A 14233-nucleotide genomic window follows, 5' to 3' on the forward strand; every position below is an offset into this window, starting at 1 on the left:
CAGCCTCATGGCATGGCCAAAGGCAGGAACAGTCAGCGTTGCGAATGGCAGCGCAATCGTCACCGGCACCGGCACCAGTTTTTTTGGCAGCGCGCAGGCGGGCTGGGGCTGGGTCGGCCCGGACGGGCGGGTATATGAGGTGCTGGCAGTCAGCAGCGACACGCTTCTGACGATCACCCCCGCCTACCAGGGCGCAACTGCGGCCGGGCAAATATACGCCCTGTTCCCCACAATGTCGCTTGCGCATGATCTGGTTGCCAGCGTGCAGGCGCTGATCGGTACGTTTCAGGCGATTGCGGACGGCCCCGGCCAAGGCAAGTTCAGCACCGAAGTGGTCAAACTCGGCGATGAAGACACTGGCCTGGGCTGGCCGACCAGCAATGAGGTGGCATTGAAAGCCGGGGGTGATTGGCAGCTCCGCCTCAAAGCCGGGGCGGCCAGCGGCGCCGCGGTACAGGCCAGCTCGACAGACACAACCGCAGGCAAGCTGCTGAAACTGTTTTCCGGCGCGGGTGTTTTCGGTCTGGGCGTCAATGACGCAACATTGGACTTGTCGCCTGGAAACGATCTGGACGCCCTGACGGTTTCTGGCCTGTTCCGGTATGCCGGCGGAACCACGACCGGAGCGCCAAGCACCGCTGGAGTGGTGTTGAGCATAGTGCGGCTACAGGGCAAATACATGCAGCTGGCTGTTTCCCATGACGGTTTGATGTACCTGCGCGCTTATGATGGCGTGTCCTGGTCAGCCTGGGTGGAAGCCCTCACAAGCGCCATGGCGCAGTCCAGTGCCACGGATGCCACATTTGGCAAACTTCTGAAACTGTCCAACTCCGGCACGGGCACTTTTGGGTTGGGTGTAACATCTGGAAATGCCCCGACAATCTCAGATTTCACGGCCCCGCCTGCTTCAGGTCTTTATCGGTATCTGGGCGGCAGCGGAGGTGCGGCAGGGAACCCTGATGACGGAGCGTGGTGGGGTTCTTGTATCGTAGGCAAGGGACTGTCTGGAGATGTTTTGTACATTGCCTCTCGGGTACAGGACGCGAACAACCCGCCGAAACAGTGGATCGGATCGTGCCAGGAAGACGGTACAGGACTTTACTGGACTGAGGTCGTGACCCGCAACAACCTGCTGGGCACTGTATCTCAGTCTGCAGGCGTACCCACCGGTGCAGTGATCGAGCGCGGCAACAATTCTAATGGCAGGTATGTGCGCTTTGCGGACGGCACACAGATTTGCACGCGTCGCATGAATGCGAGCGCGTCGGGAGCAGAGGCTTGGACCTTCCCGGCCAGCTTCATTGAGGAACCGCAATGTTCAGTTCTCCCGATCAGTGCCGGGGCGCATTCCGTGACGGCGGAGCCGCCATCCAGCACCACCACATATGTTGAGTTCAACTGTTTCGACACGGCGGGGGCGCGCCAGGCAAAGTCCTGTCATCTGACAGCTACCGGCCGCTGGTTCTAAAGGAGTTTCCCCATGCAGATCAACTGGACCCCGGTGCGCCGGGATGAGGCGCTGACCATCACCAAGCAGGGCGATGCCCTGACAATCAACGGCGAGCTGTTTGACTTCGCCCCGCTGCCGGATGGCGCCACCCTGCCGCGCGACGCGGTGTCCTGCGAGTGGCTGGCCTCGGACGTGGAGCGTGTGGGGGGCGAAATCACCCTGACCCTGCTGCTGCCGCACGGCGACAAGGCGCCGGATGAAACACGGTTTCCGCAGCCGGTGGCTGTCACTGAGGACGGTCCGGTGCCGGTGCCGCCATACAGTATTCCAGAACCCCAAACGGAGCCGGAAGAGGAACCCGCGGCATGAGCAATATCGACTTTTCGCAAGTGGTCACCCCCGAAGCCAAAGCGGCCATGGCCCGTGTGGCGCTGTTCGCGGATCTGGCCCGCATCCGCTGGAAGGCGGAAACCGGCGGCATCACCCTGCAGGACGGGACCACACTGCCGTCTGATGAGGTGACCGCGCGCAAATTGACCTCGGCCGTCACCAGTCTGCAAAACGGCATGGTTTCTGAACCGGTAGCCTGGAAGTTCCCAGGCGGCTGGCAGGATCTGACGCAGGCGCAGATCGAAGCGGCCGCGGCGGCGGTGGCGCAGCATGTGCAGGCCTGTTTCTCGGCGGAGCGCGCTGTGCATCAGCAGATCGAGGCACTCAGCGATGCGGATTTGGCCGGGTTTGATGTGCCGGCCGTATTTGATGCTGCTCTGGCAGCCCCTGCGGCTGAAACCTGAAACAACCCGCCTCCCGGTAACGGGAGGCCAAGGGGTGTGTCACCACCCCTTAACACGGGGCCAATGTTCTGACACCTGACCCCGCCGACCACGCAATACTCCTGGCCGCTCCCTGTCCTCGAGGACCCGGCCTCTTTGGAGTGATTCCACTTGAAGCTGCAAGACCAGCGTTGCGGTGAATGCCGCAGATTGTTATTTAAAATCGAGCCTGGCGCCCTCAGCGGCACGCTCGCCATCAAGTGCCCAAGATGCAAGGCACATAATTCATTGAGGCCGCAGAGCCCTTCACCAAAGCGCCCGGTTCAATCCAATGAGCGCGATGGAAAGGAAGGGCAGAATGCCCACCAAGTCATCCGAGATCAATCTACCCCCGCTGCCGCCCGGAACCCACGGGAAACCGAAGGGGAACCGCTATAAGCGCCAGTTCGGCGTTATTGTCCTGGTGCCGGACGAACCGGCCCAGAAAGTCCTCTTTGAGGAGCTGAAGGCCCAAGGGCGCAAGTGCAAGGTGGTGAACACATGAGGCTCACCATCCACCACAAATCCCCCATCCCCGAAACCTACCGCGCGGCCCGCGTGTCCAGCATGTTCAACGTGGAAGGCGATGCCGACTTCCGCCTTGAGCTGGACGCGAACCTGGGCGCCCGCCCCTGGCAGGTCGGCTTGATCATTGGCCCGTCCGGCTCCGGCAAGTCGTCCTTGGGCCGCAAGCTGTTCGGCCGTAGGTCGGACGCGGCCTTAAAATGGTCCAGGGACGCGGCCATCATTGACGCTATTGCCCCCGATACCGAAATGGACCAGGTCACAGCCGCGCTCGCCGCTGTAGGCTTGGGCAGCGTGCCGAGCTGGCTGCGGCCCTGGCGCCACCTGTCCAATGGAGAACAGTTCCGCGCCAATCTGGCCCGGCTGCTGTGCGGGCGCCCCGCCCTGGCCGTCGTGGACGAGTTCACGTCGACCATCGACCGGCAGGTTGCCAGAATCGGCGCGGCCGCCTTCTCCAAAGCCTGGCGGCGGGGTGCCGGCCAATTTGTCGGCATCACCTGCCACGACGATGTGGCCAAGTGGCTGCAGCCTGATTGGGTGATTGATACCCGCAGTGCCGAGCTTAAATGGAGGCGTCTTCGACGGCCGCCAAGCATCGCAATGGACATTCACAAGACCGGCGGTTCCTACTGGCCCCTGTTTGAGCCGCATCACTACTTGAAAATGCCTCGAATGGTTGCGGCGGATTACTACACCGGCTTTGTCGGCGGCGAACCGGTTGCGCATGTGGCCTTCAGCCCCCGGCCAGGCCTGGTAGAAGCCCGCGCCTGCCGCCTGGTGATCATGCCGGAATGGCAAGGCGCCGGGTTGGGGCTGCGGTTCCTGAATGAAGTCTGCGCCCTGTGGCGCCGGGGCGTGAACCGCTACCACCGCCCGATGCCATCACTCTTTCACACGTCGCACCCCGGTCTGGCGGCCGCTCTGCGTGCCCAGCCGCTTTGGGCACAGGTTTCCTCTGCCCTCGGCTGCGCCGCCTCCAAAAGCACAGGCAGCCTCAAAGGCCGCATGGGCGGCCATTTCCGGGCTGTACAGGGATTTCGCTATGTCGAAGAATGAACCCTTCCGCGTGGCCGTTATCGGCTGTTCCTGGCTGGCGGCCGAGGTGCTGCGCCGCCTTGCGGGCGAAGGCTATGCGCTCGCATTGCTTACCGAGCCGGAAGACAAGGCCGCCAAGGCAGCAGCCGAGGCCCTGGGCATTCCCTGTGCAGTGAAACCCCGCCGCCTGCCCCTGCTGTCGGCCGACCTGCCTTGGCGGCCCGACTTGGTCGTGTCGGTTCATTCCTTCCGCATCGTGCCCCCGTGGTTCATCGAATGGTCCCGGTTGGGCGCTATCGGCTACCACCCCTCGCTGCTGCCGGAATACAAAGGGCGGCATGCAATCCGCGACTGTCTGGCCGACGGGCGGCGCATAACCGGCGGCTCGGTCTATTGGCTCAGTGCGGAAATTGACGGCGGTCCGGTCGTTGCGGCGGACGGGCGGCGCTTGCGGCGGGCCGTGCAAGTCCTCCCGGGGGAAAGTGCCCTGCAGCTTTGGCGGCGCGCTTTGGCGCCCCTGGGGGCACGGTTGATATTGACTGCTGTTAAAGCCAATTCCTGCAACGAGCGTTTAACCCCCCTTTAAACACCCTTTAAAATCCTCTGCCGCCCGGCGTTTTTTTACGTTTTGGGCGGCGGATTGCCGAGTTTGCAACGGGAAGTGTCCCGCACTGCAATACGAAGTGTCCCAAAATCCCGGCGCCAAATCGCGGAAGCTGCGCAACCCCGGACCGGCAAAACCCCGGAATCAGGGCTGAAAATCAGGGAAATCGCAAAAATGAGTTGCTGCAACGGGAAGTGTCCCGCACTGCAAATCGAAGTGTCCCGCTACAACCCGCTACAACCGCCAAACCGGCCTGTTCGCGGCGCCGATGGGTGGATGTAAAAAAGTTTCACATCACCCTTGAACCCGGGCCGCCGGCTTCCGATATGCTGATATGTGAAAGGGATTTACATTTACCGCAACCTGGAGGACCCTGATGACGAGTTTCACCCCTACCGCCCCCCATGCACCCGTGCTGGGCTGGTTTTCCCGCAGCGAAGCCTGGATGGACAGCAAGGGCAAAGGCGCCTGGATCGCCGCCATGGTGCTGGGCTTCGTGTTCTTCTGGCCGGTGGGTCTGGCCCTTCTTTTCTACATGATCTGGAGCAAACGCATGTTCAGCAAATCCTCCTGCCGCCACCGCAAGTCCTGGACACGCCACGGATATTCCGCAATGCGGCCCTCGGGCAACAGTGCCTTTGACGCCTACAAGGCAGACACGCTGAACCGCCTGGAGCAGGAGCAGCATGATTTTGACGCCTTCCTGCAGCGGCTGCGCGAAGCCAAGGACAAGGCCGAATTCGACGCCTTCATGAATGAGCGCGCCAAGGACGCTGCCCGCAGCGATGATCCGGAAGAGGACGCCGGCGACGGCAGCCCCAAGCCCCTTTGATCTGACCGGGCCGCCCCCGCTCCGGCTGCCCCGCCCCTTTCCGGGCGGGGATCCAGCCGGGATTTTCCGCCCGCTTCCCCCCTGCAGTGCAAAGGACTTTTGCAAATGACCGCCCTGCCCGACCCCGACTACCAGGCAGAATTTTATACCTCCGTGCCCGCCAAACGGCTGATCGCCTGGATCATCGACAGCATTCTGATCTTCACCATCAGCGCCGCCGCAGTGGTGATGACGGCCTTTACCGGGCTGCTGATCTGGCCGCTGCTGATCCTGGCCGTGGGGTTTGCCTACCGGACCGTGACCATCGCCAATGGCTCGGCCACCTGGGGCATGCGCTTTGCCGGGATCGAATTGCGCGACGGCTCCGGCCAGCGGCTTGGCAGCAGTCTGGCCGCGCTGCACACCGCAGGGTACTCGCTGTCGCTGGCGCTGCCGGTCCTGCAGGTGATCTCGGTCATCCTGATGCTGACCTCCGCGCGCGGCCAGGGCCTGACCGACCATTTCCTCGGCACGGTGATGCTGAACCGGCGCGCCTGACCGGCGCTGCGGCAAGACGCCGTTAAGCCATTTTCCACAACGCTACTTGGCGCACCGGGACCGCATTGCTATCATCATGGGACCACGTTGCAATCCGTTCCGTCTGTCCTGTGAAACTGCTGAAGAGTTCTGATGCGCCATACCCTTCCTATTGCACCGCAGTTTTATGTGACCGCGCCGCAGCCCTGCCCCTATCTGGAGGGCCGGATGGAGCGGAAGCTGTTCACTGCGTTGCAGGGCGACGGGGTGGAGCAGCTGAACAACAGTCTCAGCCAGCAGGGCTTCCGGCGCTCGCAGAACGTGCTTTACCGGCCGTCCTGTTCGGAATGTTCCGCCTGCCTGTCGGCGCGGATCGATGTGGCGGCCTTTACCGCCACCCGCAGCCAGAAACGCACATTGAAGCGCAACGCGCATCTGGAGCGGCGTGCCACCTCGCCCTGGGCGACCGAGGATCAGTTTGCCCTGTTCCGCAGCTATCTAGACAGCCGCCATGCCGATGGCGGCATGGCCGATATGGATGTCTTTGAATACGCCGCGATGATCGAGGAAACCCCGGTGCGCAGCCGGGTTGTGGAATATGCCGAGACCGGAACCAACACGCTGGCGGCGGTGTCGCTGACCGATGTGCTGGAGGACGGGCTTAGCATGGTCTATTCCTTCTACGCCCCGGACCAGCCGCAAAATTCGCTGGGCACCTTCATGATCCTCGACCACATCGCCATCGCCCGCGAGGCGGGGCTGCCCTATGTCTACCTCGGCTACTGGGTGCCCGGCAGCCAGAAGATGGGTTACAAGGCCAAATTCTCCGGCCTGGAAATCTATCACCGCAGCGAATGGAAGAAGATGTCCGACCCTTCTGAATTCGAAGCCGCCGGCCATCCGCTGTCGACCGATCCGATTGCCGAACAGGTCGCCAATATCCAGCTTCCCGAACAGCCCATCCACCGCAAACGCTGATGCAATACCTTCATGCTGTCGCTCTGGTGGTGCCGGATTACGACGCCGCCATTGGCTTTTACTGCGGCCGGCTTGGCTGGCAGCTGGCCGAGGACATTGATCAGGGCCGCAAACGCTGGGTCCGCATCCTGCCGCCGGGCGCCAGCCAGGGCAGCCTGATCCTGGCCCGTGCCGAAGGGCCAGAGCAGGAGGCCGCCATCGGCAGCCAGTTCGGCGGCCGCGTCGGATTATTCCTGGCCTCGGATGACTTTGCCAGCGACCACGCGGCGATGCAGGATCAGGGCGTCCTATTCGAGGAAGCGCCGCGCCATGAGCCCTATGGCACCGTTGCGGTCTGGCGCGATCCTTTCGGCAACCGCTGGGACCTGATCCAGTTCGCCTGAGACCGGCGCCGCCTCGTTTCATCTTTCTGCAAATACTCCGGGGAGAATGCGCCACAGGCGCAGAGGGGCAGCGCCCCGCCCCCGCAGATAAGCAAAGGGGCCCGCATGGGGCCCCTTTTCCGTTTTCCTATCCCGGTTCCCGGTCAGTTCGGGATCAGCGCCGGCACGATGGTCACGATCGCCGGGAAGGCCCACAGGATGCCGATGCCCACCACCTGGATCAGCACAAAGGGCGCAACCCCGCGGTAGATATGGGCGGTCGTCACCTCCTTGGGCGCAACCCCGCGCAGGTAGAACAGCGCAAAGCCGAAGGGCGGCGTCAGGAACGAGGTCTGCAGGTTCACCGCCACCATGATGGTTACCCATTTCGGATCGAACGAACCGCCATAGATCACCGGGCCGACAATCGGGATCACGATGTAGATGATCTCCAGGAAGTCGAGCACGAAGCCCAGGAAGAACAGCACCAGCATCACGATCAGGAAGACCGTCATCTCGTTGTCGAAGCTCTTCAGGAACTGCTGGATGTAGTGCTCGCCGCCGAAGGAGATCACCACCAGGTTCAACAGCTGCGAGCCGATCAGGATGGTGAACACCATCGAGGTCACCTTGGCGGTCTCCCGCACAATCGGTGACAGGACGCCTGATTTGAACAGCACCCAGCAGCCGTACAGCAGCCCGAACAGCGCAAAGAGATAGGCGCCATAGGCGATAAAGAAGGCGATCCAGCTTTCCAGGGAAACCCCGCCCTGATTCACCCGCAGGTCAAAGTTCATGCCGACCAGGATGCACAGCATCACGGCAAAGGTGGACCAGATGATGATCTTGCCGGAACGGCCCTCGTCGTGCAGCTTGCGGTAGGCCGCCAGCATGATGGCACCGCCAGCCCCCAGCGCCGCGGCGGGCGTCGGGTTGGTGATGCCGCCCAGGATCGAGCCAAGCACCGCCACGATCAGCACCAGCGGCGGGAACACCACCCGGATCAGATCGTTTTTGGCGCAGCGCGCCGCGGCTTCGCGGCAGCCCCATAGCGCCAGCAGCAGCGGCAGCGCAATCCACAGCACGGTTACGCCTGCGGATGTAGCCGGCGCAATTGCAACCAGATCCACCAGCGCAATCAGCAGCACGCCGATGGCGCCCAGGATCAGCGGCTTGGCATCGCGTGACGGCGCCACACCGCGGCCGAAGGCCAGCACCAGACCCAGAAGGATCATGATTACCGCGATGCCGGTGCCGATCGGTGCGGCAGCAGCGATCTTGGCTTCGCGGGCGGCGATGATTTCATCCCCGGTCAGCCGTTCTGCCAGGGTCACGCCGCCGGCCGCATCGATGGTGTCCTGTTCGGCCTCGGCGGCATCCCAGGCATCTTGCCCGTGCAGGTCAATCATCGCGGCCTTGCATTCGGCCCCGACATTGGTGCGCAGGGAGGCTGTCTGGCCCGCGTCCGAGAATGTCGAGACGGTGATGTTCTGGCTGCCGATCACGTTGAAACTGCCGAGCAGGATGGCACCGCCGGCCAAGGCTGCCGGAACCGCCAGGAACCAGATCAGGCCTTCATTGCGGGTGATCACCTCGCCGGTGCCGGGCTCCATTGCCACGGCAGGTGCCTTGTGCGGGTTCAAAAGCGCATAGCCAAAGGCATAGGTGGCATAAAGCAGCGCCAGCAGGATGCCCGGCAACAGGGCTGCCTGGAACAAGGTGCCGACCGACACCACCGCGGGTTCGCCCAGATAGGTGAGCGCGTCAGAGCAGCCCGCCTCCATTGCGCGGGTTTCCTGCGCGGTGGAGTAAAGGTCGCCTGCCAGCGTGCCCAGCAGAACGATCACAATCGAGGGCGGGATAATCTGGCCCAGCGTTCCGCTGGCCGCGATCACGCCGGTTGCCAGTTCGGGGCTGTAGTTGTTGCGCAGCATGGTCGGCAGCGCCAGCAGGCCCATGGTCACCACGGTTGCGCCGACGATGCCGGTGGAGGCCGCGAGGAACGCACCAACCACAACAATCGACACCGCCAGACCGCCGGGCAGCGGGCCAAAGACGCGCGCCATTGTGGTCAGGAGGTCGTTGGCGATTTTGGAGCGTTCCAGGGTGATGCCCATCAGAACAAACATCAGCACCGCCAGCAGGGTCTCGATCGAAGCACCGGCCAGCACCCGCTCGTTCATCCGGTTGACGATGAAGGAGACGTTGCGGTCCAGCGCCACTTCCCACCCTTGGGTGAACACCGGCTCAGCCAGTCTTGGCAAGTCCGGGTAGCGGAAGACCGAGACCTTGTCCGGCCTGACGCCGGAGTTCAGCAGATCGCGGTAGGCCTGCGACGAGGTGTCGATGGCCTGGTGGATCAGGATGCCGGAGCTGTCCAGCGCGGCAATGATCCCGAAGGAGATGATCCCGGCGCCGCCGATGGCAAAGGCCACCGGAAAGCCGGAGAGGATGCCCCCGAAGAGGCAGAGAAATACGATGAGCAGCCCGATTTCGACGCCATCAAGTCCAAATAGCATTTTTTGACGTCCCTTTAGTGCGTGCCTTCGTAGGCTTCTTCACCCTCTCCAAGGCTGTCCTTGTCGAGGTATTTGTTTTCACTGCCCTGGCCTTCGGCGAACTCGAGGAACGAGCGGTAGAAGAAGGCGATGGCGTGCAGGAATACGAGGCCTGCGAACAGGACCAGCAGGATCTTGAACAGGAAGTAGGCGTTGAACCCGTTGGGGCTGAAGCCGATGGTCTCCACGTTCCAGCGCAGGGCGCGGGATTTCATCACCAGGCGCTCAAGGCTGTCCGAGGCCGAGGGTTTCGGCACGATCAGATGGCGCCACAGGAAGTACCAGCCGTACATCCAGGTCAGCACCGCGGCGGGCATCATGAACAACAGCGAGCCGAGCATGTCGACCACCCGCTTGGCACGGAAGCTGATGCCGGAATAGATCAGATCCACCCGCACATGGCCGCCCTGCACAAAGGTGTAGGTCACGCAAAGGCAGACCACCAAGGCATTGTACAGCTTCAATTCTTCGGCAAACCAGCTGACGTCCTGGCTGAACGGGATGCCAAAGCCGAAACTGATGTCGGGCCGGGCAAACACGCGCTGCATGAAGACAATGATGATCTGCTGCAGCACCATCAGCAGGCCCGCCCAGGCAAAGAAGCGGCCGGTGGTATTGGCCAGACCCTCCAGCCCGCGGACCATGGCCCACATGACATTGCGGTAGTAGAGGCCGATACCGGTCAGCACCAGAAAGGCGGTGAACACAACAAAGAAGAAGTCGACCGAGCCGCCGTAATAGACAAAGCGCATGACCGAGGCCTTGTCGGACCAGTCGAGCCAAAGCTGCGGATGGGTGACGGCGTAGCCGAAATTATAAAAGGCGCCGGCGATGTTCTGGATCAGCCAGACAAGCCCGCCCCAGATTGCGCCAAAGAAGGTGATGCCACTCTCTTCCTGCATATTTCCCCCGGGAAGATTGCTGCGAAGCCGCCGTTAGCGGGCTGGGCGCGCGGCGTTGGCCGACCGTCCCGCGGTATCAGCAACTGCATGTGGATCCCCCGCGCGGCGGCGGAGGACCCGATTGATGCCTATCAGGCAGATTAACCCAGGACGCGGTCGCGCTGAACGCGGTAGGCGCCTTCGGATTTGGTGATCCAGCCGGAGGACGCCTTCATCGAGGCCTCGACGCTGTTGCGGATCTTGGCAAACAGCTCGTCGCCCATGAACTCGTCCAGGGTTTCTTTGGTCGCCTTGCCGAAGGCATCCCAGACGCTGTCGGGGAATTCCAGGGTCTTGACGCCGCCGGACTGCAGACGCTGCAACGCCGCACCATTGTTGTTCATGAACTGCGACAGGCTCCACTGGTGGCCGGCTGCCGATGCCATCTCGATGATCTTCTGATGTGCAGGCGACAGGCTGTCGAACACATCGCGGTTGGTGGCAACCGACAGGGCTGCGCCCGGCTCGTGGAAGCCCGCGGTGTAGTAGGTCTTGGTGATTTCCTGGAAGCCGGCTTTCTCGTCCGCCCAGGGGCCGATCCACTCGGTGCCGTCGATAGCGCCAGAGGACAGCGCCTGATACACTTCCGAACCCGGAATGTTCTGCACCGAAGCGCCCAGTTTGCCCAGCGCCTTGCCGCCCAGGCCCGGCATCCGGAATTTCAGGCCGTTGAAATCCTCGGGGCCCTTGATTTCCTTGTTGAACCAGCCGCCGGACTGCGGGCCGGTGTTGCCGCCGATGAAGGACTTCAAGCCGAAAATCTGGCCCAGTTCGTCATGCAGCGCCTGGCCTTCGCCGTGGTAGTACCAGTTGGTGATTTCCTGCGGCGTCATGCCAAAGGGCACGGCGGTGAAATAGGCATAGCCCGGATGCTGGCCGGTGAAGTAATAATCCGCACCATGGTACATGTCGGCCTGGCCTGCGGTCACCGCATCGAACACTTCGAACGCGCCGACCAGCTCGCCTGCTGCTTTCAGGTCCACGGTCAGGTTGCCGTCAGACATGGCAGTGATGCTCTCGGCCACATATTGTGCCGAGTCATGCACCCCTGCCAGGCCGCGGCCCCAGGTGGTGACCATGGTCAGGGTGCGCTTGCCCTGGGCATAGGCCGGTGCCGCCAGGGTGCTGGCTGCTGCAGCGGTTCCGCCCAGCGCGGAAGTCCTCAAGAAAGAACGGCGATCCATTAATTATTCCTCCCATTATCATTCGGATTGCCCGGAAGGTCCCCCCGGGCGGATCGGTTCGAGTGCGGCCAGCCTAGCGGCGGCGGTTTCAAAGGGAATACCTACTACTGCGTAGAACGGGAGGTTTTTCCGGCTTTTGCGGCGCGATCCGGGGCATATCCGGCAGGAAACTGCCCCGGCCGGTGCACGTCAGGCGAGCAGGCCCGGACAGTCCGATTGATTCTTCTGGGCGGCGGCTGAATGATTCGGTACAAGATCCTGACCAATTCCGGGACCCTGCCGATGCGCCTGTTCACCGCTCTCCTGCGCCCGACTTATGCGCAGAAACTGTCGCTTTTGATGACCCTGCCGCTGATCTTGGCGGGCACGGCAATCGCCGTCCTGGTCGGCTATCAGTCGCGGGCCCTGGCCGAGGGCGAGATCCAGGCGCTGGAGCAGCAGCTGCTGCAGGCCAAGAAGGCGGAGCTGCGCAACTATGTGACCCAGGCCCGCAACGGCTTTGCCCATATCTATGGTCTGGCGGCGCCGGACGATGCCCTTGCCAAGGAGCAGGTGACCCAGATTCTCAGCGCGATGATCTACGGCAAGGACGGGTTCTTCTTTGTCTATGATTACGACGGCACCAACCTGGTAAGCCCGCGGCAGACCGAATTCATCAACCGCAACTGGGCGGGCCTGACCGACAGCGCCGGGGTGCCGGTGGTGGACCAGTTCGTCCGGCTCGCGCGTGACGGCGCGGGCTGGCATACCTTCACTTGGGAAAAGCCCTCGACCGGGGAAGAGGCGCAGATGATTGCCTATGTGGTCGGGCTGCAGGACTGGCAATGGGCGATCGGCACCGGCGTGTTCATCGACGATGTTCTGGCCACGGTGGCCGCCTCCCGCGCGGAGGTGGAAGCGCGGGTGCAGCGCACCTTTATCTATATCGGCGGCATCACTCTGGTCTCTCTTGTGCTAGTGTTTGCCTCCGGCATGTTCCTGAACCTGCGCGAGCGTCGGCTGGCGGATGCCAAGCTGAAAGAGCTGACCCAGCGGGTGTTCGACGCCCAGGAGGAAGAGCGCAGCCGGGTGGCGCGGGAACTGCATGACGGCATCAGCCAGCTTTTGGTCGGGGTGCGCTATGCGCTGGACAACACCCGGCGGCGGCTGTCCCGCGGAGACAGCGATGGTGCTGCGGCCCCGTTGGAGAAAGGCACCGACAGCCTGCTGACCGCGATCACCGAGGTGCGCCGGATCAGCCGCGACCTGCGCCCCGGCGTGCTGGACGATCTGGGCCTTGGCCCGGCGCTGAAGGCGCTGACGGGTGATTTCGCCGCCCGCACCGGCATCGAAACCGAGTTTTCCACCGTAGTGTTCCGCAACCGGCTGGATCAGGATGCCAAGATCGCACTGTACCGGATTGCGCAGGAGGCGCTGACCAATATTGAGCGGCATGCCGAGGCCAGCAAGGTCACCATTGATCTGCGCGGCCATACCAAGGGCGCCACTATGCGGATCACTGACAATGGCCGCGGATTGCCGCCGCGCGATGACCGCTCCGGCCCCGGCATCGGGTTGCGCAACATGCAGGAGCGGATCGAGCAGCTTGACGGCACCCTGCGCATTCTGTCATCACGTGGCACCCAAAGCGGCACGGTGATCGAGGCAAGCCTGCCTCTGAGCCACCTGCTGCCGCCGGGTGAAGAGGGAACGCCTGCGCAATTGCCGTGACCGGAGAGGGTGCGGCGGTTTGCGGGCCTCTCAAGTGATGGAAAGCTGCCTTGTGGGGGATGATGGCTGATCCGGTGAAAGTTCTGATCGTCGACGACCACCCGATGGTCGCCGAAGGCATCCAGTCGATCCTGGAAAGCTATGACGATATCGAGGTCATCGGGTCGCTGACCGACGGGCGCGACGCGGTGGAGCAGATGGGCACTCTGGCGCCGGATGTGGTGCTGATGGACCTGAACATGCCCAATCTCGGCGGGCTGAGTGCGACCGAGATCATTCTGGAGCAGCACCCCGGCACCCGCATCCTGATCCTGTCGATGCATGACAGCGCCGAATATATCTCAACCGCGCTGAGCCATGGCGCCATGGGGTACGTGCTGAAGGATGTGCCCACGGAAGAGATCAAACAGGCCATCGACGCGGTGATGGAGGGGCAGACCTATCTTTGCACCGGGGCGGCGGGGTCGCTGAAGCCCAAGGGCGGCGACAGCCGCGAGGCGCTCACCGGGCGTGAACAGACCATCCTGCTGGAGCTGGCGCAGGGCAAATCCAATAAGGAGGTCGCGCAGGCGCTTGATATCTCGGTCAGAACTGTTGAGACACACCGCAAGAACATCAAACGCAAGCTGGGCATTTCATCAACTGCCGGCCTCACCCGTTACGCGCTGGAACACGGTGTGCTGCAGGGGACCGGCGCCGGATTCTGACGCGCCGGTCCCGATGGCT

16 protein-coding genes are annotated in these 14233 nt (G+C 62.8%); 13 read left to right on the forward strand and 3 right to left on the reverse strand.

Annotation, left to right across the window (positions count from 1 at the left end):
• Positions 1-7: 7 nt before the first annotated feature.
• The 11 genes from METH_RS24815 to METH_RS10890 all read left to right on the forward strand — a co-directional run bounded on the left by METH_RS24815 (position 8) and on the right by METH_RS10890 (position 7135).
• Positions 8-1468 carry a pyocin knob domain-containing protein gene (locus tag METH_RS24815; protein ID WP_024090517.1) on the forward strand — a complete coding sequence of 487 codons (1461 nt, stop codon included), beginning with the start codon at positions 8-10 and terminating at the stop codon, positions 1466-1468.
• Positions 1469-1480: 12 nt separating this feature from the next.
• The gene (locus METH_RS10850) at positions 1481-1819 is read left to right on the forward strand and encodes a hypothetical protein (RefSeq protein WP_024090518.1); all 339 of its coding nucleotides are present in this window, start codon (positions 1481-1483) and stop codon (positions 1817-1819) included.
• Positions 1816-2244, forward strand: a complete 429-nt coding sequence (locus tag METH_RS10855; RefSeq protein WP_024090519.1) for a DUF4376 domain-containing protein — start codon at positions 1816-1818, stop codon at positions 2242-2244. Before METH_RS10850 ends, METH_RS10855 begins: the two co-directional genes overlap by 4 nt.
• Before the next feature lie 150 nt (positions 2245-2394).
• Positions 2395-2661, forward strand: coding sequence for a Com family DNA-binding transcriptional regulator (locus METH_RS25375; protein WP_084013782.1), 267 nt, complete (start codon positions 2395-2397; stop codon positions 2659-2661).
• Complete coding sequence (locus METH_RS10860; RefSeq protein WP_024090520.1) at positions 2582-2767, forward strand: hypothetical protein; 186 nt, start codon at positions 2582-2584, stop codon at positions 2765-2767. Before METH_RS25375 ends, METH_RS10860 begins: the two co-directional genes overlap by 80 nt.
• Entirely contained in the window at positions 2764-3843 is a 1080-nt protein-coding gene (locus METH_RS10865; protein WP_024090521.1) for an ABC transporter ATP-binding protein, read from the forward strand. The genes METH_RS10860 and METH_RS10865 overlap by 4 nt, the downstream gene beginning before the upstream one ends.
• Before the next feature lie 10 nt (positions 3844-3853).
• Entirely contained in the window at positions 3854-4408 is a 555-nt protein-coding gene (locus METH_RS10870; protein ID WP_169731243.1) for a formyltransferase family protein, read from the forward strand.
• Between the two features lie 394 nt (positions 4409-4802).
• Positions 4803-5258, forward strand: a complete 456-nt coding sequence (locus METH_RS10875; RefSeq protein ID WP_024090523.1) for a DUF2852 domain-containing protein — start codon at positions 4803-4805, stop codon at positions 5256-5258.
• 105 nt (positions 5259-5363) lie between these two features.
• Entirely contained in the window at positions 5364-5795 is a 432-nt protein-coding gene (locus tag METH_RS10880) for an RDD family protein (protein WP_024090524.1), read from the forward strand.
• Between the two features lie 132 nt (positions 5796-5927).
• Entirely contained in the window at positions 5928-6752 is an 825-nt protein-coding gene (locus METH_RS10885) for an arginyltransferase (protein WP_024090525.1), read from the forward strand.
• Positions 6752-7135, forward strand: a complete 384-nt coding sequence (locus METH_RS10890) for a VOC family protein (RefSeq protein ID WP_024090526.1) — start codon at positions 6752-6754, stop codon at positions 7133-7135. The genes METH_RS10885 and METH_RS10890 overlap by 1 nt, the downstream gene beginning before the upstream one ends.
• A 143-nt stretch (positions 7136-7278) precedes the next feature.
• Here the strand turns inward: METH_RS10890 and METH_RS10895 are convergent, their stop codons facing one another.
• The 3 genes from METH_RS10895 to METH_RS10905 all read right to left on the reverse strand — a co-directional run bounded on the left by METH_RS10895 (position 7279) and on the right by METH_RS10905 (position 11797).
• Complete coding sequence (locus METH_RS10895) at positions 7279-9633, reverse strand: TRAP transporter large permease (RefSeq protein ID WP_024090527.1); 2355 nt, start codon at positions 9631-9633, stop codon at positions 7279-7281.
• A gap of 14 nt (positions 9634-9647) precedes the next feature.
• A complete protein-coding gene (locus METH_RS10900) occupies positions 9648-10574 on the reverse strand; it encodes a TRAP transporter small permease subunit (RefSeq protein ID WP_024090528.1) in 927 nt (308 codons plus the stop codon).
• A 140-nt stretch (positions 10575-10714) separates the two neighbouring features.
• Complete coding sequence (locus METH_RS10905) at positions 10715-11797, reverse strand: TRAP transporter substrate-binding protein (RefSeq protein WP_024090529.1); 1083 nt, start codon at positions 11795-11797, stop codon at positions 10715-10717.
• 282 nt (positions 11798-12079) lie between these two features.
• On the opposite strand from METH_RS10905, the gene METH_RS10910 reads away from it, so the two are divergent.
• Positions 12080-13507, forward strand: coding sequence for a cache domain-containing protein (locus METH_RS10910; RefSeq protein ID WP_024090530.1), 1428 nt, complete (start codon positions 12080-12082; stop codon positions 13505-13507).
• 62 nt (positions 13508-13569) lie between these two features.
• Positions 13570-14214 (forward strand): response regulator transcription factor, encoded by a 645-nt coding sequence (locus tag METH_RS10915; RefSeq protein WP_024090531.1) that lies wholly within the window; start codon positions 13570-13572, stop codon positions 14212-14214.
• Positions 14215-14233: the final 19 nt, after the last annotated feature.

This window comes from Leisingera methylohalidivorans DSM 14336 (genome assembly GCF_000511355.1).
GTDB classification, from domain to species: Bacteria; Pseudomonadota; Alphaproteobacteria; order Rhodobacterales; family Rhodobacteraceae; genus Leisingera; species Leisingera methylohalidivorans.

What these genes read in the sequence shown, in the direction of transcription:
- METH_RS10905 (WP_024090529.1), bottom strand. Translation starts at nt 11,797, where the DNA reads ATGGATCGCCGTTCTTTCTTGAGGACTTCCGCGCTGGGCGGAACCGCT.
- METH_RS10900 (WP_024090528.1), bottom strand. Translation starts at nt 10,574, where the DNA reads ATGCAGGAAGAGAGTGGCATCACCTTCTTTGGCGCAATCTGGGGCGGG.
- METH_RS10855 (WP_024090519.1), top strand. Translation starts at nt 1,816, where the DNA reads ATGAGCAATATCGACTTTTCGCAAGTGGTCACCCCCGAAGCCAAAGCG.
- METH_RS10895 (WP_024090527.1), bottom strand. Translation starts at nt 9,633, where the DNA reads ATGCTATTTGGACTTGATGGCGTCGAAATCGGGCTGCTCATCGTATTT.
- METH_RS10850 (WP_024090518.1), top strand. Translation starts at nt 1,481, where the DNA reads ATGCAGATCAACTGGACCCCGGTGCGCCGGGATGAGGCGCTGACCATC.
- METH_RS10875 (WP_024090523.1), top strand. Translation starts at nt 4,803, where the DNA reads ATGACGAGTTTCACCCCTACCGCCCCCCATGCACCCGTGCTGGGCTGG.
- METH_RS10915 (WP_024090531.1), top strand. Translation starts at nt 13,570, where the DNA reads ATGGCTGATCCGGTGAAAGTTCTGATCGTCGACGACCACCCGATGGTC.
- METH_RS10860 (WP_024090520.1), top strand. Translation starts at nt 2,582, where the DNA reads ATGCCCACCAAGTCATCCGAGATCAATCTACCCCCGCTGCCGCCCGGA.
- METH_RS10890 (WP_024090526.1), top strand. Translation starts at nt 6,752, where the DNA reads ATGCAATACCTTCATGCTGTCGCTCTGGTGGTGCCGGATTACGACGCC.
- METH_RS24815 (WP_024090517.1), top strand. Translation starts at nt 8, where the DNA reads ATGGCATGGCCAAAGGCAGGAACAGTCAGCGTTGCGAATGGCAGCGCA.
- METH_RS10885 (WP_024090525.1), top strand. Translation starts at nt 5,928, where the DNA reads ATGCGCCATACCCTTCCTATTGCACCGCAGTTTTATGTGACCGCGCCG.
- METH_RS10880 (WP_024090524.1), top strand. Translation starts at nt 5,364, where the DNA reads ATGACCGCCCTGCCCGACCCCGACTACCAGGCAGAATTTTATACCTCC.
- METH_RS10865 (WP_024090521.1), top strand. Translation starts at nt 2,764, where the DNA reads ATGAGGCTCACCATCCACCACAAATCCCCCATCCCCGAAACCTACCGC.
- METH_RS10910 (WP_024090530.1), top strand. Translation starts at nt 12,080, where the DNA reads ATGCGCCTGTTCACCGCTCTCCTGCGCCCGACTTATGCGCAGAAACTG.